Origin of the sequence: Ligilactobacillus saerimneri, assembly GCF_036689625.1 — a bacterium.
Classification (GTDB): Bacteria; Bacillota; Bacilli; order Lactobacillales; family Lactobacillaceae; genus Ligilactobacillus; species Ligilactobacillus saerimneri.
Genome location: NZ_CP144759.1, coordinates 1585071 through 1612039, shown reverse-complemented (window position 1 = coordinate 1612039; position 26969 = coordinate 1585071). Strand labels below are relative to the sequence as shown.

Below are 26969 nucleotides of genomic sequence, written 5' to 3'. Positions count from 1 at the left end.
TAAACTTCCTCCTTTCTATAAAATAATAATAAATGACACGTAAATATTTTAGCATTAGCAAAAAAACTTTTCCACAAGGTTGTGCAAAAAATAAAAACAGTGTGAACAGGATGTAAATAATGTTATCCACAAGTGGCGAGGACATTAAAAACACCCTGTTGATAACCGTCGTTTTCCACAAGCATGTAGTTAATTTAAAACCCTTATATGACAGGGATGGTTTTGATTTATATAATCTATCCACAGGGGTGTTGATAACCTTATCACCAAGATGTGATTTGGGGATAAGAAAGTGGATGAAGGTGTGAATTTAAAGATGAGAGTTTGGGGAGTAATCCACAAAGGGACACAGGAGAAGAGAGGTTATTGTGGATAATTATTAGTGGTATGACGGCAATTCGCCTTTGCTTTTAAGGCGAGGTATGTTAATATTATTCGGTAAGTTTGAATTTGACATAAACGCACTTGTTTAGTAAGATTACAAGTATGTCTAAAGTACAGAACAGGAATGGAGGTGTATTTCATGACTAAGAGAACATTCCAACCTAAGAAGCGTCACCGTCAACGTGTGCACGGTTTCCGTAAGCGTATGAGCACAAGCAACGGTCGCAAGGTTTTAGCACGTCGCCGCCGTAAAGGCAGAAAAGTTTTATCTGCATAGGCCACTGGACCGTCAGTGGTCTTTTTTATTATGTAAAGACAGAGTTGTACCTGTGCTGAGTTAAGCGCAGGGAATGGAGATAGATCTAATGAGAAAATCATACCGCGTAAAGAAAGAAGCGGAATTTCAAACAGTCTTTACCCAGGGGAAATCCTATGCAAATCGGCAGTTTGTGGTTTATGTTTTAGAAAAACCAAACCAGGAACATTTCCGGGTGGGGTTGTCTGTTGGCAAAAAGATCGGGAATGCAGTTGCTCGTAATTGGGTTAAACGGCGGATCCGGCAAAGTTTGACTGAACTCAAACCCCAATTAAAGCAGGATTGTGATTTCTTAGTGATTGCTCGTCCTACCGTCTCCTGGATGGAAATGAAAGAACTCAAAGGGCACTTGGTACATGTTTTAAAGATAGCCCAGGTGCTAGATGAGGAATAAAAGTGAGGTCAACGGCAACAAATGAAAAATAAGAAAAGAATGTTGGCGTTAGCCGGAGTATTGCCACTGCTGGTCTTACTATCCGGTTGTGCTAGCAAGCAAGCTCCAATTACCGCCCACTCAACTGGTTTTTGGGATCATTATATTGTTTGGAACGTTGTGCGGGCCATTCAAGGTCTTAGCCATGTGTTTGGTGACCGTTACGGCTGGGGGATCATTATTTTTACCATTATTGTCCGGATTGTGATCTTGCCGCTGATGATTGTGCAAATTCGCTCTACCCGGAAAACGATGGAATTGCAACCTAAGTTAAAGGAATTGCAAATGATGTATCCTGGGAAAGACGTTGAATCGCGTCAAGCGTTGGCTGCTGCACAACAACGGTTATATTCTGAAGCAGGAGTTAACCCGATGGCAGGATGTTTGCCATTAGTTGTTCAGATGCCGGTATTGTTTGCATTATATCAAGCAATTTATCGGTCTGACGTTCTTAAGAGCGGAACGTTCTTGTGGACACAACTAGGACATCGGGATCCATACTTTATCTTGCCAATTTTAGCTGCGTTATTTACATATTTGACTTCTAAACTCAGCATGATGAGTCAGCCAGAAAACAACACTATGACAACAACGATGACGTATGGGATGCCAATCATGATTTTTGTGATGGCGCTCAATTTCTCATCGGCCTTAGTGCTGTACTGGGTAGTTTCTAATGCTTTTTCTGCATTGCAAACACTCTTGTTTAACAATCCATACAAGATTCGCGCTGAAAGAGAAGCAAAGGAACGCGCTAAGAAAGAACATGCTAAAAAGATAGCGAAAGCTAAACGTAAGGCGTATAAAAAACGATAATAGCAATAAATAGCAAGCTGAAATTTCAGTTTGCTATTTTTTTAATAATTTATGGGCTATTGGCGATTGGTACAAATTGCTAAGGATCTGCTATCCTAGTAAGGAGAAAGGGAGAATCTGGTCCGAATAGGAAGGAGTCCATTACATGGAAAAAAGAATTGCCCATACACTCGCGACGCACAACGCTACACGGTTGGCAGTATTAGAATTGCCACCACTGTATTATACGCAGCCCCGGGCGGTGGTACAGATTATTCATGGGGCCATGGAATATAAAGAGCGTTATTTGCCACTAGCAACGTATTTACAAGAGAGTGGGTATGCAGTGGTACTTTCAGACAATCGGGGGCATGGTCATTCGGTTTCTGCTGATGATCCCTTTGGATTAATGAAGAGTGTTGACCAGTTGGTTGCTGATCAGGTTCAGATAACTAACTGGATCAAAGAGCATTATCCGCAGAGTGAGGTAGTTATTTACGGGCACTCTATGGGGTCCCTTATTGCCCGCCTATACCTGCAACGCCATGATCACTTGTTGAGTAAATTAATAATGACCGGTACGCCTAACTATAATGTGTTGGCTCCATTGGGAATGCGTCTAATCAGACTGGTACAACGGGTGAAAAAAGATGATGAAGTATCGAATTTGGTGGCGCGCGTGTGTGGTAACCAGATTAACGGTTACAGTTGGTTAAGCTATAATCAGGACAATATTGCCCGTGTGCGGCAAGACCCAATGATGATCAAACGCTATCCACTAGGGAGTATGAAGACTTTGGTTGAGGCTGATCTTCGTCTCAAAGATCCTGCTCAATGGCAGTGTCGACAACCACATTTGCCAATTTTAAATTTAGTGGGAGCAGACGATCATCAGATCACCGGGGGGAAAAAAGGAATTGCGGATACAGTGGCGCGCTTAAAGCAGAGCGGATATCACAATATTCAAACAATACTAATGCCACATATGAAACATGAAGTCCTCTTTGAAAAGGACCACCGCAAAGTATATCAAGCAATGAATAAGTTTTTAGCCGAGTGAATCAGAGTAACTTTCTGAAAACTTTTTGCATCATTTGCATCATCATGAAAATCCAACTTGATTATAGTGGGTTGTTTTCAAAACTTGCAAAAAAGATAAAAAATACCCACTGAGACTAATGATCATGATTAATCTCAGTGAGTACTATGGCTAGGATGAAGCAACATAAATAGGGTGCGAGGTATGATTTTCTAGAAAGTTAGGTGTTGCTCCCCCTAATCACTTAAAGTATAAGGGAGAAAGAGTTCTAAATTAAAGGAAGTAAATGCTTTGATTTCTCGTTAACGGGGAATAGAGCTACAATAGATAGAAATCGGTTTCATTTTTGTGAATCTATGAATATAAAATAGCAAAAAGTAAATCTTACTGCGGAAAAAATATGCTCCTCTGGAGCATAACCGAACAATAGTACAGGAAAGGGGCGAAATAAGTGCGGACAAAAAACGGTGCGGTATTAATGACAAATACTTTGGCTAATATGGGACAAGGACTGGCTCTCCCAATCACAACCCTATATGTCCATCAAAGTTTGCACAAATCATTGACTACGGCAGGCTTGGTCCTGATGGTTTGGGCGTTGGCAATGATGCTGGGAAATTATTGGGGTGGCCGAATGTTTGATGAGTGGCGCCAACAACCTACATACTATATTGGGGGAAGTATTGCTATTTTTGTGGGACTTTTAATGTCCCTATGGCCAGAGTGGCCCCTATACGCTGGAGCACTAGCCCTGTATGGGTTAGGTCTAGGAATATTAATCTCTGCAATTAATGGGTATTTGGCCCATTTGCAAAAAGAAGATAAAGAAATATTCAACGATGCTTACTGGATGCGTAACATCGGTTTTGCCCTCTCAACCGGACTCTCCGGAATATTGTATGCGGTCAATGTTCGGTGGGTACTCATTTTGACCACCTTATTGGTAGTAGTAGCTTTAGTTATGGTCAAAATTACTTTCAAAGAAGTAACAATTTCACCCGTACAACCAGCGAAACGACCACAATATCATCTTTTTAGTGCGGACCGTCAAACTGTTTTTAGTATTCTAGCTGTATGCTGGGCCTTATTTATTACGTGGTTGGGTTATGAACAATGGGGCTCAAATATGTCGATCTATATGATTGCTAATGGGATTCCAGTACAACATTATAGTTTGTTATTTACTATTTCGACAGGTGAAATCGTCCTTTTACAACCATTAGTGGCACGGACTTTTCGTAATACTTATCACAATGAGAAGATGCGTTTGATTATGGGAACGATCTTTTATATGGCTTCCTATCTGCCTATTATTTACGGAAATACATACAGTTTCTTTGTAATTGGGATCACCTGTCAAACTTTTGGGGAAATGATCCTCTTTTCGACTGCGCCGGTCTTTTTGAACCGGTTTGCTACTGATGAGAACCGTGCAACGTTGCAGTCACTAAATAGCATGGCTACATCTTTAGCCAGCGCTGTGGGGCCAGTTTTTGGGGGCTGGTTAATTTCACTGATTGATTATCAGCTGACCTTTGTGGTGATCTTTGCTTTACACGTATTGGTCATCCCATTATTATTAGCGTTACGGGCTCATCGTCAGGTGACTTAGTCTAAAAGTGGGGTTACGTGATAAATTAGAACTGGAAACTGAGAAGGAAAGTGAGTCGAAAAACGATGGATTTTTGGTTACAAATGGCATTTGCTGTGGCAATGTTGATGGATGAAGTACTCACTATTGCCCGGGTAATAAAACAAAAACAACCGCAACGCGTCAAAAACTATGCGATCGGTTTTCACATTGTGTTCATCTTAATGTTGTTATGGTTGGTTGTAGCTATGATCCAACAAACAGTCGAAATTATCCCGGGGATATTCTCGTTCTTAGGTTGGATGATTGTGGCAACTAGCTCATTCAAGACATTAAAAAAGATGAGCAAATAGGAGGAATAATAATGAGTTTTTGGATGCAGACGGGAATGTTGGTAGCGTTACTACTAAATGAGATAGTGATCATCTGGGATAATATGCGGTACCGACCGCAACTTTTTTTGCTGGGGTTTAGCTTGCTGCTAGCGATCCTGGATGTAGCATTACTCTATGTTACGCTCTATGCCCATACAGTGTATTTTCCAAGTTGGTTATCAGTATTGACGATCATTATAACGAGTTTAAATACAGTCCGTATCCTGAATGTGAGTGCCAACCGCCGGAGCTAGAGAATTTTTGAAATAAGATAAAAAGCATGGGAATCTTCTCCCATGCTTTTTGTATGTTGTAGTTTGAATAATTTAGCGAACCAGATGAGCAATATCTGTTGGTTGGGCTAAAACAATATCTGCTTCTTGCTGCCAAGCAGTTGTTCCGGCAGTCCCCCAACGGGCTAAAGCAAATTGCGCGCCAGCAGCATGAGTCATCTCCAAATCATATTTAGTATCACCCACATAGATAGCCTCAGTAGCGGGAATCTCCAACTGCGAGAGGGCTAATTCAAGCGGGTCAGGATGGGGTTTGTGGCGGTCGGTGTCAGAAGCTGTGATAACAGTATCAAACAACGGCATTAAGCCCATAGGAACAAACTCATTGTTGAATTCTTCAGATGTTTTGGAGGTAACAATCCCTAACTGAATATCTGGAGCCAACTGTCGGAGGGTAGAAGCTACCCCAGGAAAAAGCTCTTCGGTATGGACTAATTTCCCAATGAAGTGATTAACCACTTCTTCAACACGATCAATCTCAGCAGGATCATCAATAAAACGTTGTAAAGAAACTTGCGTAGGAATGCCCTTAGTGAAAGCAAGATCAGTGAAAGATAAATCGAGTCCTAACTCTTGTTTGAGCGCCAACTGGATTGAGCCGATCATGGCTTGGTCCGAGTCAACTAAAGTGCCATCAATATCAAAAATTAATGCTTTAGTCATAGCCAGTCGCCTCCGTCATTGTTGGTATAAAAAATTTCAACGTTATTTTGGTTAGCAACGTTCACGATCTTATCGGGGAGCGGTTTGTTGGTGATGATGATGTCAATATCATTGAAGTTCAATGCTAAAAAGTTGTGCATTTTATTAACTTTAGTACTGTCAACCAGTAAAACAACCTTATCAGAGTGTTCAATGATGGCTTTTTTGAAGTCAATTTCATCATCAAAGGCATAATACATCCCCCGTTCGGTCATCCCGATCGAGCTAATAAAGGCAACATCAAAGTGGTAGCTCCCGATATCAATTAAGGGCTTAGTTCCCGTAGTATACCGCATTTCGCGGTTCAATGTCCCACCTAGCATCCGCACCTTAGCTTTGGATTTGCTGAGGAGTTGTTCGGCCACTTCGAGTGAATTGGTAATAGCTAACAGGCTTTGGGAGTTGTCGAGGTGGCGGGGGATGAAACTAATTGTTGAAGAAACGTCGAAGTAGACGATCTCATCTGGACCGATCATCTGGGCCGCCAAGCGTCCCATCTTGTCCTTGACCGGGGTCATTTCAACCGAGCGGTTACTCAGATCTTCTAAACGGCTACTAAATGAGTGAGGTTGGTTGATTCCACCGTAAACACGTTCAGCATCGTTTTGTTCAACTAAGGTTAAGATGTCCCGCCGGGTCGTATCGCGTGAAGCCCCAGTGAGACGCATAATATCATGAAGACTGAGTGAGTGGCGTTTTAATAACTCACTTTTTATTAATTTCAAGCGGTCCTTTTTATTAATGATGTTCAGCTCCCTTGGCACAAAATTGTTATGTAAAATCAGGTGTGAATCTATAAAAATAAGATTCAATTTAGGATAAGTAACTAAAGCCAAAATAGCATAAAAACAGGCTAATGTAAACGTTGACAACGAGGGGTGAGAGTTTTATGCTATAACTGTTGTTATAGTAACATAACAAGTTGAGAGAGTAGGTTAGTTCGTGGCAAAAAAATCTGTTCCTTTGTATCAAAAAATGATGGTTGCAATCATGCATCAGGTCGATGCAGGTGCTTGGCATGAAGATGATAAGCTTCCATCAGAAAAGATCCTGGGTGAGCAGTATCAAGTGAGCCGGATTACCGTCCGTAAAGCGTTAGCAGAATTACAAAAGCGTAATTATGTCTACACCAAACATGGGCAGGGAACATTTGTTACTCCACGGGAACGGCGTAACCAGGGGATCGATTTTTGGAATACCGAACAGATCATCGCGCAAATGGGGTACCATCCGTCTAGTTCGATTGATCGTTTTCAGGTGGTAACAGACTACCGCTATGAAGGCATCAAGCAGCAAATGGGACTGAACAACGATGGCTATCTTTATAAAATTGAGAAGACCTATACCGCTGATAGTCAACGGGTGATGTACCGTCGAGTGTTTATTGCATATGAACGTTTCCCACAAATTACCCTCTCCGAACTTGAGCACACTGAGATTATTCCTTTAATTTGCCGTAAATACGGCTTTTCAACAAGCAATTTTTCCCTCAGTGTGACTGTTGTTCGGGCGTCAAAACAGACAAAGCAGTACTTGGATCATACTCATGATAATGTATATGTTTTCGAACGTAGGGGGTATGATCGGGACCGGATGGTTTACCTAGAAAAGGCGTATGTGACGGGCCTCTTACCTCTCCACTTGATGACGCATGATAACGAGAAAGGAAGTTTTAAGATGAGTACACCTGACATTGTGTTAACTCGCATTGATAACCGGTTGGTACACGGTCAAGTAGGGGTTGTTTGGACCTCAGCAATCGGAGCTAACTTACTGTTGGTGGCCAACGATGCAGCAGCTAAAGATGAATTACAACAGGAATTAATGACAGCGACAGCAGAAACTGCTGGCGTGGGGATTCGGTTCTGGACTTTGGATAAGACAATTTCAACTATTCACAAAGCCAGCGCACGGCAACATATCTTTCTAGTTGTCAAAACACCAGCTGATGTTTTGACCCTAGTTAAGGGGGGCGTGCCAATTACAGAAGTGAATGTTGGTAATATGCATTACAGTGATGGTAAAGAACAAATCTCCAAGAAGGTGTACATGGATCAAGCCGATAAGGATGCAATCAACGGACTGATTGATGCCGGAGTGAAGGTTTACATCAAGGATGTTCCAGAAGATAAGGAACAAGTTTTACAAAAGTTCTAGTCGATAAGAAAAAAACAGCAAAGAAGGTAATACAATGATTACACTGACCCAAGGGATTATAGTCTCTATTTTTGCCATTATTGCTGGGGCCGACTTTTGGTTGGAAGGTTTCTATATTTTCCGGCCAATGATTGTCTGCACAGTAACCGGGATGCTTCTGGGCGACCTACGGCTCGGAATCGTTGCTGGTGGTTTGACTGAATTAGCCTTTGCCGGATTAACTCCAGTTGGGGGGACACAACCACCTAACCCAATTATGGCGGGGATTATGACGGTAGTATTGGCACACACAACAGGACATACACCAACCACTGCGATTGGCTTGTCCTTACCATTTTCAATTTTGATGCAATACATAATTCTCTTCTTCTACTCAGCATTCTCATTGCTGACTAAGAAGTTGGATGAATACGCTGATCAAGCTGAAACTGGGAAGTTTGCCCGGTTGGTAATCACACCAACAGTGATTGTGTCGGTAGTTTATGGTTTATTCACTTTCTTATGTATCTATGCAGCCCAAGCACCAATGAAGGGCTTAGTCAACGCCATGCCAACTTGGTTAAGTCACGGCTTTGAAATCGCCGGTGGGATCTTGCCAGCTGTTGGGTTTGCAATGTTGCTCAAGAGCATGTTAAAGGGCAAATATGTTCCTTACTTGTTACTTGGGTTCACTGCTGCCTGCTTCATCAAGTTCGGTAACTTAATGCCAGTGGCTGTAATCGGGATTGCTTTGGCAATGATTGAATTTGAACGGGCAAAGAATAACCGGGATACACAACAAAAATTACGTGAAGTAGAAGAAAACGTCGCTAACGGAGGTGAAGAAGATGGCATCTAAGCACACGGGTAAATTAACCAAGAAAGATATTCGGATGGTTGGGGTGCGGTCAATCTGGAACCAATCAGCGATGAATTACCAACGGATGCAAGCTGATGGCTGGACATTAGCTATTTTGCCGGCCCTCAAGAAGATTTACGGGGACGACAAAAAGGGTTTAAGTGATGCAATCAAAGGAAACCTGCAGTTTATGAACACCAACAACTATGCAGCACCATTGTTGATGGGGTTAGAATTATCTCTGGAAGAAAATGGCGAAGACCGGGAAACCATTGATGGATTACGGGTGGCCTTGTTCGGTCCTTTAGCCGGGATCGGGGATGCGATCACATGGTTCACTATCTTACCAATTGTTGCGGGGATTACTGCATCTTTTGCTAAGCAAGGCAGTATCTTAGGACCACTGTTGTTCTTTATTGTCTATCTCTTATTATTCTTAGCGCGGATTCCGATTGCTCAATTAGGTTATAGTGCAGGTTCAAAGGCTGTTTCACAAATTCGGAAAGATTCAGCGATTGTTTCCCATGCTGCTAGCGTTTTGGGATGTACCGTTATTGGTGGTTTGATTGCAACTTACGTTCAAATTACGGTTAAGTCAAAAATTGCAGTTACATCATCTACTACAATCTCAATTCAAAAGCAGTTCTTTGACAACATTTTCCCTAATATTTTGCCATTAGGATACACGTTCTTACTGTATTACTTGGTTAAAAAGAAGAATGTTAGCCCAGTAATGTTAATCATCATTACATTCGTGCTGGCAATCATTTGTTCCTGGTTAGGAATCTTATAATTGTCAAAATTAACAAGGGAGGAAGAGAAATGCAAATTGTAGTGACAGGTCACGGTAATTTTGCCACGGGGATTGCTTCAACAGTGCAACTACTAGCAGGTAATGTGAGTGGTGTTCAATACGTTGACTTTACCGCTGATATGAATGAAGAAACCCTGACTAATAAGCTTCAAGAAACGTTAACCCAAGATCAAGGCACAGTCTTTTTCTGTGACCTTTTAGGGGGAACGCCTTACAAGCAAGCTGCCACTCTCAAAGCTACGCATCCTGATCAGGATATCGCGGTAGTTTGTGGTTGCAATGTAGCTTCCTTATTGGAAAATGCATTAATGGGATTGGATCAATTTACCAGCTCCCATGACTTAGCGGCTAAGATTGTAACTACTGCCCAGGCGGGAATTCGTGAATTTGGCGTTTCATCTCGTCCAGCAGCAACAGCGCGTCCTGTTGATGAAGAAGAGGATGGCATTTAACATCTAAACTAGTTTGATTAAACTAAGAAGAGGTCACCAAGAATTACACGTTCTTGGTGACCTCTTTTAAATTAAAATCATAAGTGCTTATACATGACTGGGCATGGACGGAGCTCATAGCCTAACGGATAATCCATCTCCTTAACCGTAACGAAGCCTTCACGCTTGTAGAATTTTAGACCGCCAAAGTTAAACTTCCAAGCACAGAGCACTAATTCTTGGATTCCCAGTTCCTGGGCGCGTTTTTCGGCATGCTGCAACAACTGTTTGCCCAAGCCGTGACCAGCAAAACCGCGAGTGGTATAAAGCCGAGAAATCTCTAACAATTCATTGCTATTTTGGGGCCGGACGCCTTCGAACTCTGGTGTGCGAGTTAATTTAGTATAGGCCAAAATGACATGTTCATCGAGATCTTCAATGAGGTAGAACTCGTTGTCCTCATCAGCTAATTCGTTTTTGAGATGAGATAGGTTTAGTTCATGCTGAGTATAAATTGTCATATCGAGGACATCAGCATCACTCTTATAAGAGTTGAAAAAGGTTAAAACACTAACTACTTGTAGCGGTTCTAAATCAGCCATAGTGGCTCTTCTCAGGCGGGTACGCATCACTACCACTCCATTCTTTTTTAGGTCTTAGTATAGCGTAAATTGGAACAATTAGTCCCAACCATGCTTGGATAGATCCATATCTCGTTTGCGCATCTGGGAGACATAGGGATTTCCCTGAACATAAAAGCGCAGGGGAGCGTTGCCATCTTTCTTGTTAAGATTAACGCCAATCCGGGAGCTAACGGCTATTTCTCGTGGAATATAGTGGTGGGCAATATCGATAGTTAAGATATTGTTTTCTAAAGGTTGCCCATCTAGCTTGCGCGAGTTGATTCCCAATGCTTGAACCAGTTTAGCAGGACCATTACTGATGGCAAAACCAGTTTGCCGCCGATTAGTAGCCATTTGCTCGGAATTAAGACACGGTTCTAAACCGCGGATTAGCACCCCATGAGGGACATCTTGCGCTTGAACAGCAATATCTAGGCAGTAATGGCCACGAATTTGATAGAGATAAATTGTTCCTGGTAAACCATAAAGGGACTCAGTGTAGTCGGTTCTCCGTCCATTGTACGCGTGGGAGGCAGAGTCGTTTTCACCTAGGTAAGCTTCTGTTTCTACAATCAATCCGCCAACGGTTCCTTTAGGACCATGGTAATACAAGGTAGTTCCCAGAAGATCTTGGGCAATCCGGGGAGTGGGACGCCCAGTGAAAAATTTTTGATAAGGGGTCAACAAGATTGCATCATCCTTTCAGAGGTTTTATGCTTAGGTTAGCACGAAAAGCAGGGAAGAAGGAATATATATGCAAATTAGGATAGCACGAATCTATCAGCAGCCAGCAGATCTTACTGGTTACCGGGTACTTGTTGATCGGTTATGGCCACGGGGTATTTCTAAAGCAAAAGCGCATTTAGACCAATGGCTGAAGGAAGTCGCACCGAGCAACGAACTGCGTAAATGGTTTGCTCATGATCCGACAAAGTTTGCTGACTTTAAAGTGCGGTACCAGGCGGAATTAGCAGATAATCCTGCTTACCAGGAGTTACTAGCTATGGCTCAGCAGCAAGCTTGTTTGATTCTTCTGTATAGTGCCAAGGATGAGCTACACAATCAGGCAGTGGTTTTACAGGAGAAATTACTAGCAGATAGTGACGCCAATCATTGATACTGAGTGTAGAATTAAAGGAAATAATATAAAAAGCAGTGAGTGCTGATAATAGCATTCACTGCTTTTTTAGCTCAATATTGCTGAGAAATCATAATTATGTCCTAACCCACACTTTCAGACATAATAAATATTTCCTGGGCAATACTTACTTTAATTGTTTAGCGTTCGCTGAAAGCTTTGTCTGGTAATACCAAGTTCAAAACAATTCCGAGGACGGATGCAACTGCTAGCCCAGAGAAAGTGTATTGACCTAATTGGAGGTAGGCATTACCAATCCCAATAACCAGGATGGAAGAAGCAATCATCAGGTTACGCTTCTTGTTGAAGTCAACCTGCTTGTCAACGATAACGCGTAACCCACTGGATGCGATTACCCCGAAGAGCAGGAAGGAGATCCCCCCGATTACCGGAGAAGGAATGGATTCGATCAAAGCACTTAACTTACCAACAAAGCTGAAGATGATGGCAAAAAGTGCAGCTCCACCTAAGACATAAACGCTGTGAACCTTAGTGATGGCTAAAACACCAATGTTTTCCCCGTAGGAAGTAACAGGAGGTCCACCAACAAATCCAGCGATGATAGAAGCAGTCCCGTCACCGGCTAAGGTATGGGTCAAGCCAGGATCCTTAAAGAAATTCCGATCAGTTAACTTGTTGAGCACCATGATATGGCCCATGTGTTCAGTCATTGTCACAAAGGCAATTGGGGCCATGCTGAGGATTGCGCCCCAGTACATATGAGGGTGGTAGCTGATGAATGGAATTTGGAAGCTTGGTAAGCTGAACCAAGCGGCTGATTGCACTCCACTAAGGTCAACAATTCCGAATAAGAGAGCAGCGATATACCCAGCAATAATCCCGAGTAAGATAGGAATTAAACTCAAGAAGCCTTTGAGGAACATGTTGAAACCAATTGTTACTAACAGGGTGATCATTGCAACAGCAAAGAACCGCAAGTCGTAGTTATTACCGTTCATTGTGGCATCCTTAGCAGCAGTAGCAGCCAGGGAAAGCCCGATAACCATGACGATTGGACCAACGACAATTGGGGGTAAGACCTTATCGATCCAATCAGAACCAAAGAAACTGATAATCAGGGCAACAATGAGATAAACCATCCCCACAGCCACTGTCCCCTGGGCAATTCCTGGGTAACCGGTTGTTTTCATCAAAGCCAGCATTGGGACAATGAATGAGAAACTAGACCCCATGTAAGCGGGGATTTTTCCCCGGGTGATCAAGATATACATGAGGGTACCAACCCCAGAACTGAAGAGGGCAATCCCTGGGTTCAAACCTACCAGAATTGGAACCAAGACGGTTGAACCGAACATGGAAAACATATGTTGGATGGAAAGACCAATCCATTGTCCAAAACTAGGACGTTCGTGGATGTCAAGGATGACATCATCGCGGTGTGACATAAATATTCCTCCTAAAATTAGCCCTAAAATGTAAAAATAGCTTTTGAACTCGAGGAGCCCAAAAGCTATACTAATCTACCACTCCCATAGATCAAAGGAGTAGGAAACACGTTGTCTTTTGAGGCCTCACGGGACCACATTAAAGGACCTTATTGAATTGTAGTCATTCTAGCGTGTTTTACATACAGTGTCAAGCAAGAAATGTCATCATTGTCATTTTTAATGTCTAAACAGTAATATTACTCGCCACTTTACTGCGAAGCTGCAATATTTGTTTTGGGGGTGAGATTCCAAGTGATATTCTCTTGATAATTGCTAGTTGTATCAAGGGGATTGTGGTACCCGTCCCACAAAATCTTAGCATTGAGAGAATGTGTGAACTCGCCACTAGTTCCATTTCCTTGCGTGAAGTTAGCTACGGTAGAAGGAGTGGTACTAAGGACTTGTCCCATGATCTCTAAGCGACCGTTGAGTGTCGTAATGCGGTGGGTAGTTGCGGTCGTTGTGATAGCCGCTGTTAGTTGCCAATTAGCGGTGCTAGCGTTAGGGATATAGGCGCTGACAGTATCCGTTGCAGCTGTTTGTGAAGAACTGCTGCCCCCATTGTAAATCGTCGTTGCGGCAATGCTCCCAAAGTCGATTACTGCTGGGACTTTTAGCACTGGAATCTGAAGTTGAATCTGAGCAGGGTTGCTGACAGTTACCAGAGAATCACCTGAATATACTCTGAGCTGGAGATAAACCTTGTTGCCCGTGTTTTCCTGTTGCGCGAGGTACTGGACAAAGCGGTCATTAGCTGCCAAAGTCATCCAGTCGGCCCCCAACGTTCCAGTGGCCTTATTAGAACCAAAGTCAGAGGCGACATCTTTGAACTCTTTACCAGTAGTGTAATACCAGTGGTAAGTTAGGTTAGTTCCTAAATTTTGCGTGATTGATTTAAGCATAGCAGGATCAAAATGATCCGCAGTATTCAAAGATTTATTCGTCAATGTATCTTGAGTGCTAACCATTGCCTTGAGACCACCATATTGGAGCGTAATAGCTTGGGGAGCAGAAGGTAAGGGATATTCAAATTTCACGGGAATTCCAAACTGATCCCCACTAGTATTTGTAATTCCATCCATAGCGGTGCTTAGAACGCTGGGATCTGTTTTGAGGACGTATTTTGTTTGGAGGGCATTGGCAACCACCTTTTGGCTAACTTGGGGACCGTCAATTGCGTTGTTTAAAGTATCAATACTAAAGAAGCTCTCAAAGCCTGTCTGAAGACGGGGGGCAGTAATTTCATAAGAAATTGATTGCCCCGCATAGTAATGACCAGATAATTGTCCCAGAGTATCATGCTGGACGCTATTCCAACCTAAGACCGGAGTGCTCATGACGTAGGGGTATGTTCCATCATCAGCCACCCCGTTGGTTTTCCAGAAACCATATGAGGAGTCATTATCGAAGATGCACAATTGAATTCGATCAGCCTTAATATTTCCCAGGTTAAAATTAACATTCCAAAGCGCGGTCCGTGAGAAGTCCTGAACTTTGGAACGTGTTACCTTACTACTGTCTAGCTCCTGACCGGAAATCTGGCCGTTAGTTTCGGTTACGACATAGTAGCGGGTTGCAGAGCTTTTATTCCAGCTAATATGAGCTAAAATGTTGTAATTAACATGGATATTGTTCCCATCACGGTATTCAGCGATGGGAGTGTTATCATCTAGCATAATCCCATACTTATTACGGGTAATGATGCCAGCTTCACGGTATCCCTCGGTCCAAGTCGCAAACGCAGTAGTCGGCCAAGTGACGGTCGAACCGCTAATCGGCGTGATATCCGCAGCTTTTGTCACTGTTGTCGGCGGTAAACTGAGGACCAAGCCAATACCGCAAATGAGATTTAGTAAGACAAGAAAAGGTTTAAAACTAATTCGCATAATGTTCACACTACTTATTTTTCTTATTTAAACGTTTATTTTGGGCAATGATTATCCCACATAAAATAACGATCAACAAGACCAAAAAGCCAATCAAGAGCCAAATTAATTGTGAAAGGCCCAACCAGCCTTTTTGTTTGGCAAACGGTACACCTTGGCTACCTGTGATCGTAAAGTTTTGCCGGAGATTCCATTTCCTTTTTCCTGACTGGAGGTGCAACGTTAGGGTATACTTACCTGCTCCAAGCTGATCATGGTCAGTGACCAGGAAGTTAAATGTTGAATTGGGTGCAACCTGGTAGTTTTGGACTTGGCGTTGGGCCAGGACTTTTGTCTGTCCCTGTTTGGTGATTTGGGCATTGATCTTTAATTTGCCAAATAAAACGGGACGTGTATTGCGTAGGGTAGCACTGATTTTAGGCCCCTTTTGAACCTTGACGGCCTTGAGTTTCATTTGGGCGACTTGATCGGGATGCTCTTGCTGACTGATCAATACGGGCAATGTCATAGCAAAGTGATTCTGTGCCGAAAGTTTACTCTTGGGATCAACATGAGCATTAGTCATACGCTCAACATAAATACCACCCGCGATGGTTCCATTAAACTTTTGTCGGGGAAGACGGAGATTAATGGAAACAGTCGTTGATTTATGGGCTGCTACTGTTACTTGTTGAGTTCGTTCTTTTTTAGGAACAAACTGGGTTAATTGGAAAGCAGCAGTGGGATCTTTTTTAGTCTTGAAATCTGTATAGTTGATGGCACCATTATCCGTTGTTGTTGCGTTACCTACGCGAACAATGTAGTCAACGTTGGTGTCAGAATTAAGGTTGGTGATTTTGACTTTTACAGGAACCGTCGTTTTAGGGCGCGTTTTAAGAGCAAAATAGCCCGTAGTATCCGGTCTTTGTTCCCGCGGATATACAGGGCTAATTGTAAATTGCGCCGCATCATTTGCGACTGCGGCCTGAACAGCCGGCTTCTGTAGAAAGCAAAATCCGAGCACCAAGGTCAGGATAACCTGGGTAAATGTTTTTACTTTCATTTGGATAACCTTCTCTAAAAATTATTTACTTACGTCAACATTTGGTGCTGAAGTTAAATTCCAGGTCAAGTTAGCAGTGTAGTCACCACTTGCTAAAGAGTCGTGACTGGAGAAGGTAAACTTAGCATGAGAAATAGTAGCGCTGGCACTCCCCTTGTTAGCCCCAGTAGAGCTGGCGATTTGGGTGGCAGAAGCGTTAGGAAGAGTTAAACTAAATGGGTTTTGTCCCCAAGTCCAGCCAGTAGCCGTACCATTGTTAAAAGAGAAAGTGCCTGGAGTGACAGCCATTGTCCCAGCAATCTTGCTATTACCATTGGTAAAAGCAGTTGTTTGGGAAACAGCGAGGTTCCAGCCGTTTTGATCTAAACGGGTGTCGGTAATTTTCACAGTATTGTTGGTGGTAAGATCTTGTTCAACTGAACCACCATTGAAGACTTGATCAGCAGTTACTGTTCCGAAAGCAAAACTTGGCACAGCATCCAGGGAGAGTTTGGCTGACTGATCGTCCTGTGAGATATTCAAGGTGGCAGTACTATTTTGTGAAGTTGCGTCAGCGGCATGTGCAGTTAAACTTCCGCCGAATAATAAACAACTAGTTGCGAGCGTTGCAAGGCTCAATTGTTTAGTTAATTTCATGTAAGTCGTCCTTTCTATAATAAAAAGAGATAAACTACACCTCCATAATAACGCATAAAATTTAAATTTTGAAATATTTAATTAGATAAATTTGCTATAATGATGGTTATATTAAAGAAAATTAATAATTTTATCAATATAAAAAATGATATTAATGATAATAAAAAGTTAGTCAGAGTATGGTTGATAATAGTTTGACAGTGGTACAATGAATGCACCTAAAGAGGAGGAATCATGATGGCAGATCGAACCGAACCAGTAACATTAACTAATATGTGTATGGTCCAAAAAGATGGCAAAGTATTAGTCCTTGACCGAACTGATCCTGCTTGGCCTGGCTTAACCTTTCCTGGAGGGCATGTTGAGCCGGGAGAGCCTGTGAATATGTCAGTAGTCCGTGAGATCAAAGAAGAAACGGGACTAAAGATTACGCCACCACGTTTATGTGGTTTGAAGCAGTTCAATGATGCTCAAAATCGGCGTTATATTGTTTTTTGTTACATTGCAAAGGTTCAGAGTGGGAAGCTCAGGGAATCGGCTGAGGGGCGATTAACATGGATGACCTTAGAAGAGTTGAAGCGACGCCCATTGGCTGAAGGTTTTGCAGGGATGTTGAATATTTTTTGTGATGAAGAATTAACGGAATACTTTGTCCACTACAGTGCAGATGGAGAGCGAAAAGAAGCAGTGTACTAGACAAAACCAAAAAAATCCGTACCAGCGAGTGAACATGGTACGGATTTTCTCTTTATTAGATGTTTAGTAAAAGCGGTTAGGATATATTACTTGGTTGAACCTGGCCGTTGCTTTTTAGCAACCTTCTTACCCATAGTCATTTGATCATTGTAGCCCCATACCCAAGTGATGATGAAGGAGACGATGATTGATACTGCACTAGCAAGTAAGAATGTATAGAAACTAGATAAATCAGTTGGATGTTGTGGATTGAAGAAGGATGAGAATCCAATCAAACCGCCGGTGAATCCAAACATTGTTCCGTGGAATAGACCAGTAATAAAGCCCCCAGCAGCGGAACCAATCAAACCAGAAACGAAGACTTTTCTATACCGGAGGTTAACCCCGTAAATAGCTGGTTCGGTAACCCCGCAGAAAGCAGAAATAGCTGCTGCAAAGCCGAGTTCTTTGGTGTCTTCCTTCTTGGACTTGAGTGCAACTGCCAGAACGGCTGCCCCTTGGGAGATCATAGTTGAACAGATAATAGCATTCAAAGCACTTTGACCTGTCCCTGCAATCTGTTGTGCAACTAGTGGGACAACACCCCAGTGAAGCCCGAAGATGACCAGTAATTGGTAGAAACCGCCGATGATAAGTCCCCCGGCCCAACCGGAAACAGAAACCAACCAGTTGATTAAAACGGCCACTCCGTTAGCAACACCTTGGATGACTGGACCAGTAATGACCAAAGTAATCACTGATACAACCAGAACGGTAATCAGAGGAATGAAAATCATGTGGAGGTAACTTGGTAAAATTTTCTTGAGCCAATCTTCACACTTCTTAGCCAGCCAAGCAGCTAAGATCATTGGGAAGATTGAGTAAGAATAATTCAGGAATTGGAACTTAAAGCCCCCAACTTCGAACATTGTCTTAAATGCTTTACCCCATTCAATTAATTGAGGATAGGCGAGGACGCCCCCAATAACCGCAGCGATAATTGGGTCAGAGTTGAGCCGTTTAGCAGCACTGAAACCGACTAAGATTGGCAGGAAGAAGAAGGCTGAGTCACCAATAGCTGACAACGTGATGTAAGCAGTGCTTTTGACATCAAGCAAAGCCCCCAGTTGCGGTAGGGTTAATAATGCTAACAGGCCCTTTAAAATCCCGGCGGCAGCGATAACACCTACAACGGGGCTCATTGAACCGGTGATGAACCCGATCAAGTTACCAAACGCTTTGGAGACAGGGTTTTTGCCGTTATCTACCTGTGGTTGGGTAGGAGCATCACCGAGGTCGCCTAATTCTTTAACAACTTCTTCGAAAACCGGCACAACTTCGTTGCCAATTACCACTTGGTATTGGCCAGAAGCGTGCATTACGTCAAGGACACCTCGTTGGTTTTTCAAGATTTCATCATTGGCCTTACCTTCATCTTTGAGGTAGAAACGTAACCGCGTGATACAGTGGATCACATTGTTAACATTAGCTTTGCCCCCAACGTTTTTAACGATAAACTTAGCTAATTCAGCATGCGAGAGTTTCTTGGAACTATCATGCGCTTCTTCTTGGCTCTTTAAAAAGGCAGTTGCCACTGGTTCTGCGCTATGAACTGCGCCTTCAGTCAGGTCTAAACCTGATAAGACCTGGGCTGAATTGGTAATAAGTACCATGATGGTAGTGTCAAGGCCACTTGCTTGAATTTGCTCAAGATCCATAGTAGCAATGGCATCTCCCGCACGCACTTCTTGTTCAGGGACGACATTCAATTGGAATGGTTTGCCAGCCAAACCGACCGTATCAACCCCCATGTGGATTAAGACTTCGAGTCCATCGTTAGTAACAATTCCGATCGCATGTTTGCTGTCGGCAACCATTGAAACTTTACCACTTACTGGGGCGACAACCTGACCATCAGTTGGGGTCAGGCCAAAACCTTGCCCCATAGTACCTTGGGCAAAGATGGGGTCAGATGTTTTTGCTAATGCAATCACAGTCCCATTTGCTGGTGCAAGCAGTTGACTTGTTTGTGCCATAATATCTCTCCTTTGTTAAACCGCTTTCTTTATATTCGTTCATTATATTATACTTGTACGTACAAGTTGTCAACATAAAATGTAAGAGATTACAAAAGTTGCTATATCAATCTTTTTAAAAGTGTTTACTTGTGTATACAAGTTGGTATAATAATAACAGAAATGGGGTGGAGAAGATGGCGCGTGTCAAAGCGGATATGATTGCACAAGACATTGCAACAAAGATCAAGCACGGAATATATGCGGCAGAATCGTTTTTACCTAGTGAGAATCAACTGACAGAGTTATACGGTGCTTCGCGAGCAACCGTCCGTAAAGCATTAGGAGAACTGCTCGATTTGGGATTGATTCAGAAGATAAAGGGGAAAGGCTCAAAGGTCTTACGACTGGACCGGTATACTTTTCCGCTTTCTGGGATCACAAGTTTTGCAGAACTTAACCGCAAGCTAGGAATGAATGCGACAACGGAGTTGCTGAAATTCAAGGAACAAACCAAGCTACCTATGAACTTTGAACGTTATTTTGAGGAAGAAAAAGATCTAGCAGGATACGAGATCGAACGGCTCCGGGTGATTGATGGTGAGCCTTATGTTTTGGATCAGGACTATGTGCTAAGCCCACCCGTGACCGGGTTAACGCCTGATATTGCTGCCAAGTCCCTTTATGCATACTTTGAACAGGACTTACAGCTGGATATTTCATATGCAACCAAAGAAGTCAATGTGATCAAAGTAGATCAACGAATCCATGATTTGTTGCAACTTGATCAAGAACTAGCAGTCGTTGTAATTAGCAGAAATTATTTGGCAGATACGACTGAATTTCAATTGACGTTGTCATATCACCGCCCAGATCGTTTTCGGTTTGTAGATTTTGCCCGGCGGCAAAAATTAAATTTCTAGGAGGCAGAGATGGAATTTAAAGAACTTGGAAAAAAGGTTATCTATCAGATTTATCCGAAATCATTTTATGATTCAAACAATGATGGTGTCGGAGATTTACGGGGAATTATTGCTAAATTAGACTATATCAAGCAGCTCAATGTTGATATGATCTGGTTCAATCCGTTCTTTGTTTCGCCACAAAATGACAATGGGTATGACATTGCTAATTACCGGCAAGTTGATCCGCGTTTTGGAACGATGGCAGATTTAGAAGAAATGATTGCTAAGCTTAAAGAGATCGGCGTCGGAGTAATGTTTGATATGGTGCTCAACCATTGTTCAACAGACCATGAATGGTTCCAAAAAGCATTGGCTGGCGATGAATACTACCAGAAGTTCTTCTACCTTCGCCCGGGGAAGGATGGGGGATATCCTAATAACTGGCAGTCCAAGTTCGGGGGCCCTGCTTGGAGTAAATTTGGTGATACCGACCTGTATTATCTCCATTTATATGATAAGACACAGGCTGATTTAGACTGGCATAATCCAGCGGTCAGAAAAGAATTGTTCGAGGTAGTTAACTTTTGGCGCCAAAAAGGAGTGCATGGCTTCCGGTTTGATGTGATCAATGTTACAGGGAAAGACACTGTTTTGGTTGATTCTACAAATATTGAACAGGAAAAGCGGCTCTATACAGATACACCGGTGGTCCAAGACTACCTTAGAGAACTTAATGCGCAGTCGTTTGGGCAGGATCCTGAAGCGATCACGGTGGGGGAGATGTCTTCAACGACAATCCCTAATTCGATTGCATATACTAAACCAGAGAACCACGAACTCTCCATGACTTTTGCTTTCCATCATTTGAAGACAGATTATATGGATGGGCAAAAGTGGACGCAGACACCATTTGATTTTCAGGCTTTGAAACACTATCTCTTGGACTGGCAAGAAGAAATCGCTCAAGGTGGTGGTTGGCAAGCCTTATTCTGGAATAACCATGATCAACCGTGGGCTTTGAATCGTTTTGGTGATCCAGGACAATACCGGGTAAAATCAGCAGAAATGATGGCAGCAACGATTCACCTAATGCGGGGGACGCCATATATCTACATGGGAGAAGAATTAGGGATGGTTGATCCGAGTTATCAATCCATGGCGGAATACGTGGATGTGGAAGCTCAGAATGCTTATCAGGAACTGGTAGCAGGAGGGCGGGATCCTCAGGAAGCTTTTGCGATTGTCCATTCTAAGGCACGCGATAACTCCCGGGTACCGATGCATTGGGATGCTAGCCAGTATGCGGGGTTCAGTCAGGTTAAGCCATGGTTGATGCCGACAGACCAAGCAAAGATCAATGTGCATCAGGAATTGACGAGTGGTGAAATTTTTGCTTTTTATCAGCAATTGATTGCATTACGTAAACAAGATGAGTTGGTCTCAAATGGACAGATCCACAGCATCTTACGCGACCATGATCAGGTGCTGGCATATGTACGGTCATTACCAGAACGGCCAGATCAATTGGCTGTTTTCAGTAATTTCTATGGTCAAGAAACCACAGTTGTCATTCCGGCCGAATTGCGTAAGGCAGGAGAAGTGGTAGTTACCAACTATGGCCGGGTACTTACTAGTTTGGCAGAAGAATTAACCTTGCAACCATACGAAACACTGGCTTTTCGAACCCAATAAACTATTTTTAGTTACAGGATGGAATGTTTCACGTGAAACAAACACGCCCTTGCTGGGAAAAAGCAGGGGCGTGTTTTTTGTGTAAGGAATATAATATTTACCGGCGTTTGCGTAAGGCTTCATTAACCCGTTGTACCTGGGTCCACTGGTCGATATAATAAATCACCCAGATGATGATGTAGATCAAAATGATAATGACAAATGTTTCGAACGAGAACCCCCAGTTATTGATCAGCATCATAATCCGGACGATACCAACAGTAGTGATGAAATGCAGCGCTATCAGGAAAAAGAAATTGTATTCGTCAAATATAAAAAGCATTGATGTTAAACCAATTACTCCGCCTAGTCCTAAGACACTTAAAGTATTAAACCAGGTGGTAGTAGTGGGACCGATACCAGCAGTAATTAGGCATAAATAAGCGACAGCTGCAAAACCTGTGCCGATGATAAACTGATGAATGGTTTTTTTTAACATAGGTGTTCCCCCTTTTTTTAAATGCCTAAACGTTGTTCAAGCTGTTTAAGATGCCGGCGACTGACAGTAGTCCGGTGGTTAGCGCTCAGACGAGCGACCATGGCCCCGCTAAAACCAGCCTCCAATGCCTGTAAATGATCAAGGTTGAGAATGGCATAGCGAGAAACTTGGACAAAGGTTGGCCCGAGCTCTTGGGCAATCTGGTAGAGATGGCCCCGCGTAGTAATCGTTTGGTCGGTAGTAGTGATCGTGAGAACTTCGCGATTGACTTCAATGAGAATGATGTTTTGATACTTGAGCATCAGGACCCGGTCGTTAGTTCTGACCGGGAGAACGGTTCGTGACCTACCTACTAGGTGATGAATGTCATGGATAAGGGCAGTGATCGCTGGTGTTTGTTCAGCGGCACGAACTGCGATCGAAATTTCGTCAGGACCTAAGTTGGTGTCGGGTTCGAATGACACGTGCATGTTACTCCCTCCTTGAGATTTGCGTAAACTAGGCAGTGCGTTGCTCTTGCTGGTAAATGGCTAAAACAGATTATTAGGCTTGCAGGAAGTAGATAATGCTAACTGCTAGTTCCTATCTTTTATGATAGACGAAGATAGGAGGTTTGTGGTAATTAGAAAAGCCAAACGGGTATGCATAAGGGTTAAAAGCACAAAAAGAGGCCCCGAACGGTAGATTCGGAGCCACAAAGTTGATTTATTTAACAATATTAGCTTTGATTCGGTCAACGGGGATTGGGCGTGGGATAAAGGCAGTGGTTGTTTGCCCCAAAGTGATCGCAAATAGGGGCGTGAAGCCAGCAGGAATGATCGCTGGTGGTAGACTGGCAACACAGTAGAGGTTGTAGTTTGCACCTAAGCCCATGTCCTCAGCTGCTAGTTCAATATTATGGATGATTGCTCCTGCTGAGAGGTACTTACTTGTTCGAACTTCACGCGCAGAAACCACAATAACGGTTGGTGCGTCATAGATCCCCGGGAGTTGCTGGAGGATTTCCGGTTTTTGAATAACGGTTAGGCGGTAATTATCATAGTTGCCACGGCCAACAGGAGCAGCGCTAGCAGCATGTAGTAGCTGTTGCAGCTGGTCAGGAGTAACTTGGCCTGTGTATTCACGTACTGCTTTGCGGGCGTGCAACATTGTCATTAATTCCATGCTAAGGCTCCTTTCTTATTTAGCAATGAGATCTTGGAATTCTAGATGTTTAGCGATAAAGGCTTTTGCGTATGGACACTGGGGGATGACATAACCTGTACGCTGCCGAACTTCGGCGAGAAAAGCCGTGGTCAGCTGCCCAGCGATCCCTTGCCCGCGGTGGGCAAGATCAACCCATACTTGTGTGATGAGATAGGTAGGGTGGGTTGCAGCGGGCATATCCTGGTAAGTGATCTTTCCCAGTGCTTCATGCGCGGGAGAGAATGCTGTAAATACATCTGTTTGCCATTGGTAGTCCATAGTGATCCTTCTTTCTAAAAGCGATATTTGTAAAAAAGACCGTGATGAAAAATCACGGCCACAAGCTATACTGGATGGATGAGTCCATAACTAACAATTTATGGTTGCTTTACAACTTTATTGTATATTGCTAGCAATTCTTTTCCCAGTAATATGCTTAAAAAGCCGTGACAAGGATGCCACGGCAAGTCGTAAGAAAAAACACAGGACATGAAGTACTGTGTTGGAGGATAACCTCCACGACCAACGGTACAGGAAAAAAGCACCGAACAATAGAATGGAAAGGCTATCTTTATTTATTTTTAATAAATAAAAAATCCTCTAAAACACGTGCCTGTGTGTCCAGAGGAAGTAGGGATCGGTTACGATTTACCAATCATTGGAAAGACGTAACCAGGTTTGGCTTGGTGAGAATCAAACCCTTATAAATGGTGAGATAATTAGAGTGACGATCCGACAGCAGATATGTGCCTGTCTTTCGCTGCCTATCATCCCATCGTCCTTTAGTATATCACATTTAAATTATGAATGTAGGGCTTAAAATGGAATATTAACTGATAAATATCTTATCTTACAGAAAGCGGATACAATATTGGCATTATAGTAATTGAAATGAGCTGATGAGTGTAAATTAATTGCGAAAAATAACACTAAATGAACAGGTACCCTCAGGGAGAATGAGAACATGATGAGGGCAATTCTCAGTAACCTGGTCCCGAGAAAAGCGCTTTTATGTGGTAAAATAATTGATGTTAGCGGTTGGATGACCGCAGAAAAAAGTATAGAGAAGGTAGTAACAAAAATGACAAACGTGAATAACGAAGATAAACGGGGTCCACAGTTTAGTTACGGGCTATATTATGGTGAGGTTATTTTGTTAGACTGGTTGAGTAAGGCTAAGCAAAACGATGAAGTACCACCACGTTTTGCCCAGGAATATGGGGTTGATATGTTAGCAGCCCTCAAGAAGTTTAAAGATCTTGCTTTACTCGAAAAGACTGCTGACGCATATCAGCTAACGGAAAAAGGGCAAAAATTATTGGCCGATCACGGTTATTTCATGTGGGCAGAAGGTAAGGAGGTATTCCTGCTCAGTCCTAAAGATTTGATTCGGTACGGCGAATTCAATGTCAAGCCACCATATAACCGTGTGGGGAGCCAAGCTTTAGATGACATCACTATGGAAACTAAGGACTTGAGCAAGTTGGCTGTCTATGAAGACGCCTTAGCCCGCTTGTTTAAAGACGAAAATATTATCCCAGGAATTGTTGAAAGAACATTCTTTAGCTTTATTTTGCAATATTTAGGGTTGCATGGTGAACGCACTGAGGATGGTCAAGGAGTACGGTTTAGTGCTACCACAATTTTCACCAAGCCATTGCCTGTTTTACAGCAACGGTTGGGGAGTACAGACTTCAATCCTGGTTTGTATGAATATGTTGGACAACGTTTTAAAGAAAAATACGGTAAGTTACTTGACCCGGTAATTGATCTGGACAAAGAAGATATTGCTAAGATGATTACTGATACAACGCGGTCCAATACTGTTCTTCAGGGGAACCGGGTGCGGTTGCTCAAGTCCAAGGTGAAGGACCAAGCAATGGTAACATACGAATAGGGTAATAATAGCAATTACCTCCAAATAGCAAGGGGTTGGATGATTCATCCAGCCCTTTTTTGGTAGTTAAGTTTAGCAAATATTTAAGGGGTTTATTTTTAAAAATTCTAAAATGGTATGCTATAATGTGCGGTGAGAGAAAGTTGAAATCAGGAGGTAGTTTGTGATGACAGTTAATCCTAGCATGGCTCAAAGCGTGTGGAAGAGTCCTGGTGAAAACGTGTTATTTACAGTTTTAGAATTGAAGCGTGAAGATCAGGCCCATGAACAAGAAGTGATTACAGATTTTGCCGATCGTTATCAAGCCATTTTGCGGTCAATGAACATTCGGATGAATGAGCGGGGCGGGATCGAAGCGGCCTGGGGGCTCAGCAACGCAGCTTGGGATTACTTGTTCCCTAATGCCAATAAACCGCAAGAATTGGAAACGTACCAGACACTGACAGGTCCCAAATACACAATGCCAGCTACTAAAGGCGACTTGTTCTTCCACTTGCGGGCCAAGGATGAGGCAACAGTATATGAAGTGATGAGCCAGATCATGGAATTTTTGCGACCTATTACAACTGTGGTGGATGAAACTAAGGGATTCCGCTATTTTGAGGGGCGCGCTATCATTGGTTTTATCGATGGTACCGAAGCTCCTGAAGTAGAACGGGCAGCTGAATATGCTATCATCGGGGACGAAGATCCAGAGTTTATTAACGGTTCGTATGCTTTTGCGCAAAAATGGCGCCACCATATGGATGTTTGGAATAGACTTTCAACTGAAACACAGGAAAAGGCGATTGGGCGGAAAAAGTTCAGTGATTTAGAATTAGATGATGAAGAAAAATTCGCTAACGCTCACAGCGCGGTATCAAATGTTGGCGATGAGAAAAAGATTGTGCGAATGAATGTGCCGTTCTCTGATCCGGCTTCCGGAAATACAGGCACATACTTCATCGGCTATGCTCGTCATTGGACAATTACTAAAGAAATGCTGGAAGCAATGGTTGACCAAGGTGATTACCTGTTATCGTTCTCTGATATTTTGAGTGGTCAGCTGTTCTTTATCCCATCCAAGGATACATTGGATGCAATTGCTGACGGTGAATATAAATAATATTATTACTACGGGGTGTGACCTAGGGACATGGAGGGAGCATCCCGTTATTTATATCTTTCTTAAACTGGCATCCA

The 26969-nt window shown here is 42.9% G+C and carries 30 protein-coding genes; 17 read left to right on the top strand and 13 right to left on the bottom strand.

Annotation, left to right across the window (positions count from 1 at the left end; genetic code table 11):
• Window positions 1-523: 523 nt before the first annotated feature.
• From rpmH to V3C97_RS07735, 7 genes are all read left to right on the top strand, one after another.
• Window positions 524-661, top strand: a complete 138-nt coding sequence (rpmH, locus tag V3C97_RS07765; RefSeq protein WP_009552632.1) for a 50S ribosomal protein L34 — start codon at window positions 524-526, stop codon at window positions 659-661.
• 88 nt (window positions 662-749) lie between these two features.
• A complete protein-coding gene (rnpA, locus tag V3C97_RS07760) occupies window positions 750-1094 on the top strand; it encodes a ribonuclease P protein component (RefSeq protein WP_338434201.1) in 345 nt (114 codons plus the stop codon).
• 21 nt (window positions 1095-1115) lie between these two features.
• The gene (yidC, locus tag V3C97_RS07755) at window positions 1116-1949 is read left to right on the top strand and encodes a membrane protein insertase YidC (protein ID WP_338434200.1); all 834 of its coding nucleotides are present in this window, start codon (window positions 1116-1118) and stop codon (window positions 1947-1949) included.
• Window positions 1950-2094: 145 nt separating this feature from the next.
• Window positions 2095-2988, top strand: coding sequence for an alpha/beta hydrolase (locus V3C97_RS07750; RefSeq protein ID WP_027826215.1), 894 nt, complete (start codon window positions 2095-2097; stop codon window positions 2986-2988).
• A gap of 430 nt (window positions 2989-3418) precedes the next feature.
• Window positions 3419-4579 (top strand): MFS transporter, encoded by a 1161-nt coding sequence (locus tag V3C97_RS07745; protein ID WP_338434199.1) that lies wholly within the window; start codon window positions 3419-3421, stop codon window positions 4577-4579.
• 65 nt (window positions 4580-4644) lie between these two features.
• The gene (locus tag V3C97_RS07740) at window positions 4645-4911 is read left to right on the top strand and encodes a hypothetical protein (RefSeq protein ID WP_009552623.1); all 267 of its coding nucleotides are present in this window, start codon (window positions 4645-4647) and stop codon (window positions 4909-4911) included.
• Between the two features lie 11 nt (window positions 4912-4922).
• A complete protein-coding gene (locus V3C97_RS07735; RefSeq protein ID WP_317294223.1) occupies window positions 4923-5186 on the top strand; it encodes a hypothetical protein in 264 nt (87 codons plus the stop codon).
• Between the two features lie 72 nt (window positions 5187-5258).
• On the opposite strand, the gene V3C97_RS07730 is transcribed toward V3C97_RS07735, so the two are convergent.
• Window positions 5259-5888 carry an HAD family hydrolase gene (locus tag V3C97_RS07730; RefSeq protein ID WP_338434198.1) on the bottom strand — a complete coding sequence of 210 codons (630 nt, stop codon included), beginning with the start codon at window positions 5886-5888 and terminating at the stop codon, window positions 5259-5261.
• Window positions 5885-6652 (bottom strand): DeoR/GlpR family DNA-binding transcription regulator, encoded by a 768-nt coding sequence (locus tag V3C97_RS07725; protein ID WP_051012840.1) that lies wholly within the window; start codon window positions 6650-6652, stop codon window positions 5885-5887. Before V3C97_RS07725 ends, V3C97_RS07730 begins: the two co-directional genes overlap by 4 nt.
• A 217-nt stretch (window positions 6653-6869) precedes the next feature.
• On the opposite strand from V3C97_RS07725, the gene agaB reads away from it, so the two are divergent.
• Genes agaB through V3C97_RS07705 form a run of 4 tightly spaced genes read left to right on the top strand, consistent with a single transcriptional unit; the run spans window position 6870 to window position 10188 of the window.
• Complete coding sequence (gene agaB, locus V3C97_RS07720; protein ID WP_081581121.1) at window positions 6870-8084, top strand: PTS galactosamine transporter subunit IIB; 1215 nt, start codon at window positions 6870-6872, stop codon at window positions 8082-8084.
• 34 nt (window positions 8085-8118) lie between these two features.
• Window positions 8119-8922, top strand: a complete 804-nt coding sequence (agaC, locus tag V3C97_RS07715) for a PTS galactosamine transporter subunit IIC (RefSeq protein ID WP_338434197.1) — start codon at window positions 8119-8121, stop codon at window positions 8920-8922.
• Window positions 8912-9715 carry a PTS galactosamine transporter subunit IID gene (gene agaD, locus V3C97_RS07710; RefSeq protein WP_268889139.1) on the top strand — a complete coding sequence of 268 codons (804 nt, stop codon included), beginning with the start codon at window positions 8912-8914 and terminating at the stop codon, window positions 9713-9715. Before agaC ends, agaD begins: the two co-directional genes overlap by 11 nt.
• Before the next feature lie 29 nt (window positions 9716-9744).
• Window positions 9745-10188, top strand: coding sequence for a PTS sugar transporter subunit IIA (locus V3C97_RS07705; RefSeq protein ID WP_338434196.1), 444 nt, complete (start codon window positions 9745-9747; stop codon window positions 10186-10188).
• Between the two features lie 77 nt (window positions 10189-10265).
• On the opposite strand, the gene V3C97_RS07700 is transcribed toward V3C97_RS07705, so the two are convergent.
• A complete protein-coding gene (locus V3C97_RS07700) occupies window positions 10266-10796 on the bottom strand; it encodes a GNAT family N-acetyltransferase (RefSeq protein ID WP_338434195.1) in 531 nt (176 codons plus the stop codon).
• Between the two features lie 51 nt (window positions 10797-10847).
• Complete coding sequence (locus V3C97_RS07695) at window positions 10848-11477, bottom strand: DNA-3-methyladenine glycosylase (protein ID WP_338434194.1); 630 nt, start codon at window positions 11475-11477, stop codon at window positions 10848-10850.
• A 67-nt stretch (window positions 11478-11544) separates the two neighbouring features.
• Between V3C97_RS07695 and V3C97_RS07690 the strand changes: the two genes are divergently transcribed.
• Entirely contained in the window at window positions 11545-11907 is a 363-nt protein-coding gene (locus V3C97_RS07690) for a DUF488 domain-containing protein (protein ID WP_338434193.1), read from the top strand.
• A gap of 161 nt (window positions 11908-12068) precedes the next feature.
• Here the strand turns inward: V3C97_RS07690 and V3C97_RS07685 are convergent, their stop codons facing one another.
• The 4 genes from V3C97_RS07685 to V3C97_RS07670 all read right to left on the bottom strand — a co-directional run bounded on the left by V3C97_RS07685 (window position 12069) and on the right by V3C97_RS07670 (window position 16940).
• Entirely contained in the window at window positions 12069-13334 is a 1266-nt protein-coding gene (locus V3C97_RS07685) for a solute carrier family 23 protein (protein ID WP_009552600.1), read from the bottom strand.
• A 251-nt stretch (window positions 13335-13585) separates the two neighbouring features.
• Window positions 13586-15262: a hypothetical protein gene (locus V3C97_RS07680; protein WP_338434192.1), complete on the bottom strand. Its 1677-nt coding sequence runs from the start codon at window positions 15260-15262 to the stop codon at window positions 13586-13588.
• Between the two features lie 10 nt (window positions 15263-15272).
• On the bottom strand, window positions 15273-16304 hold the full coding sequence (locus V3C97_RS07675; RefSeq protein WP_338434191.1) for a DUF916 and DUF3324 domain-containing protein: 1032 nt from the start codon (window positions 16302-16304) through the stop codon (window positions 15273-15275).
• Window positions 16305-16325: 21 nt separating this feature from the next.
• Window positions 16326-16940 (bottom strand): WxL domain-containing protein, encoded by a 615-nt coding sequence (locus V3C97_RS07670; protein WP_268889132.1) that lies wholly within the window; start codon window positions 16938-16940, stop codon window positions 16326-16328.
• 237 nt (window positions 16941-17177) lie between these two features.
• Between V3C97_RS07670 and V3C97_RS07665 the strand changes: the two genes are divergently transcribed.
• Complete coding sequence (locus V3C97_RS07665; RefSeq protein WP_268889183.1) at window positions 17178-17636, top strand: 8-oxo-dGTP diphosphatase; 459 nt, start codon at window positions 17178-17180, stop codon at window positions 17634-17636.
• An 86-nt stretch (window positions 17637-17722) separates the two neighbouring features.
• Here the strand turns inward: V3C97_RS07665 and V3C97_RS07660 are convergent, their stop codons facing one another.
• Window positions 17723-19651, bottom strand: a complete 1929-nt coding sequence (locus V3C97_RS07660; protein ID WP_338434190.1) for a glucose PTS transporter subunit IIA — start codon at window positions 19649-19651, stop codon at window positions 17723-17725.
• Window positions 19652-19827: 176 nt separating this feature from the next.
• Between V3C97_RS07660 and treR the strand changes: the two genes are divergently transcribed.
• Together treR and treC are read left to right on the top strand one after the other, a co-directional pair.
• On the top strand, window positions 19828-20553 hold the full coding sequence (gene treR, locus V3C97_RS07655) for a trehalose operon repressor (RefSeq protein ID WP_027826226.1): 726 nt from the start codon (window positions 19828-19830) through the stop codon (window positions 20551-20553).
• A 9-nt stretch (window positions 20554-20562) separates the two neighbouring features.
• A complete protein-coding gene (gene treC, locus V3C97_RS07650; RefSeq protein WP_338434189.1) occupies window positions 20563-22227 on the top strand; it encodes an alpha,alpha-phosphotrehalase in 1665 nt (554 codons plus the stop codon).
• 97 nt (window positions 22228-22324) lie between these two features.
• Here treC and V3C97_RS07645 read toward each other — a convergent pair whose 3' ends face one another.
• From V3C97_RS07645 to V3C97_RS07630, 4 genes are all read right to left on the bottom strand, one after another.
• Window positions 22325-22705: a DUF3021 family protein gene (locus V3C97_RS07645; protein ID WP_338434188.1), complete on the bottom strand. Its 381-nt coding sequence runs from the start codon at window positions 22703-22705 to the stop codon at window positions 22325-22327.
• A gap of 17 nt (window positions 22706-22722) precedes the next feature.
• Window positions 22723-23175: a LytTR family DNA-binding domain-containing protein gene (locus V3C97_RS07640; RefSeq protein ID WP_338434187.1), complete on the bottom strand. Its 453-nt coding sequence runs from the start codon at window positions 23173-23175 to the stop codon at window positions 22723-22725.
• Window positions 23176-23410: 235 nt separating this feature from the next.
• Window positions 23411-23869 carry a nitroreductase family protein gene (locus tag V3C97_RS07635; protein WP_338434186.1) on the bottom strand — a complete coding sequence of 153 codons (459 nt, stop codon included), beginning with the start codon at window positions 23867-23869 and terminating at the stop codon, window positions 23411-23413.
• Between the two features lie 15 nt (window positions 23870-23884).
• A complete protein-coding gene (locus V3C97_RS07630) occupies window positions 23885-24169 on the bottom strand; it encodes a GNAT family N-acetyltransferase (RefSeq protein WP_338434185.1) in 285 nt (94 codons plus the stop codon).
• An 802-nt stretch (window positions 24170-24971) separates the two neighbouring features.
• Here V3C97_RS07630 and V3C97_RS07625 point away from each other — a divergent pair.
• Window positions 24972-25787 (top strand): hypothetical protein, encoded by an 816-nt coding sequence (locus V3C97_RS07625; protein ID WP_338434184.1) that lies wholly within the window; start codon window positions 24972-24974, stop codon window positions 25785-25787.
• A gap of 166 nt (window positions 25788-25953) precedes the next feature.
• Window positions 25954-26892, top strand: coding sequence for a Dyp-type peroxidase (locus tag V3C97_RS07620; protein ID WP_338434183.1), 939 nt, complete (start codon window positions 25954-25956; stop codon window positions 26890-26892).
• Window positions 26893-26969: the final 77 nt, after the last annotated feature.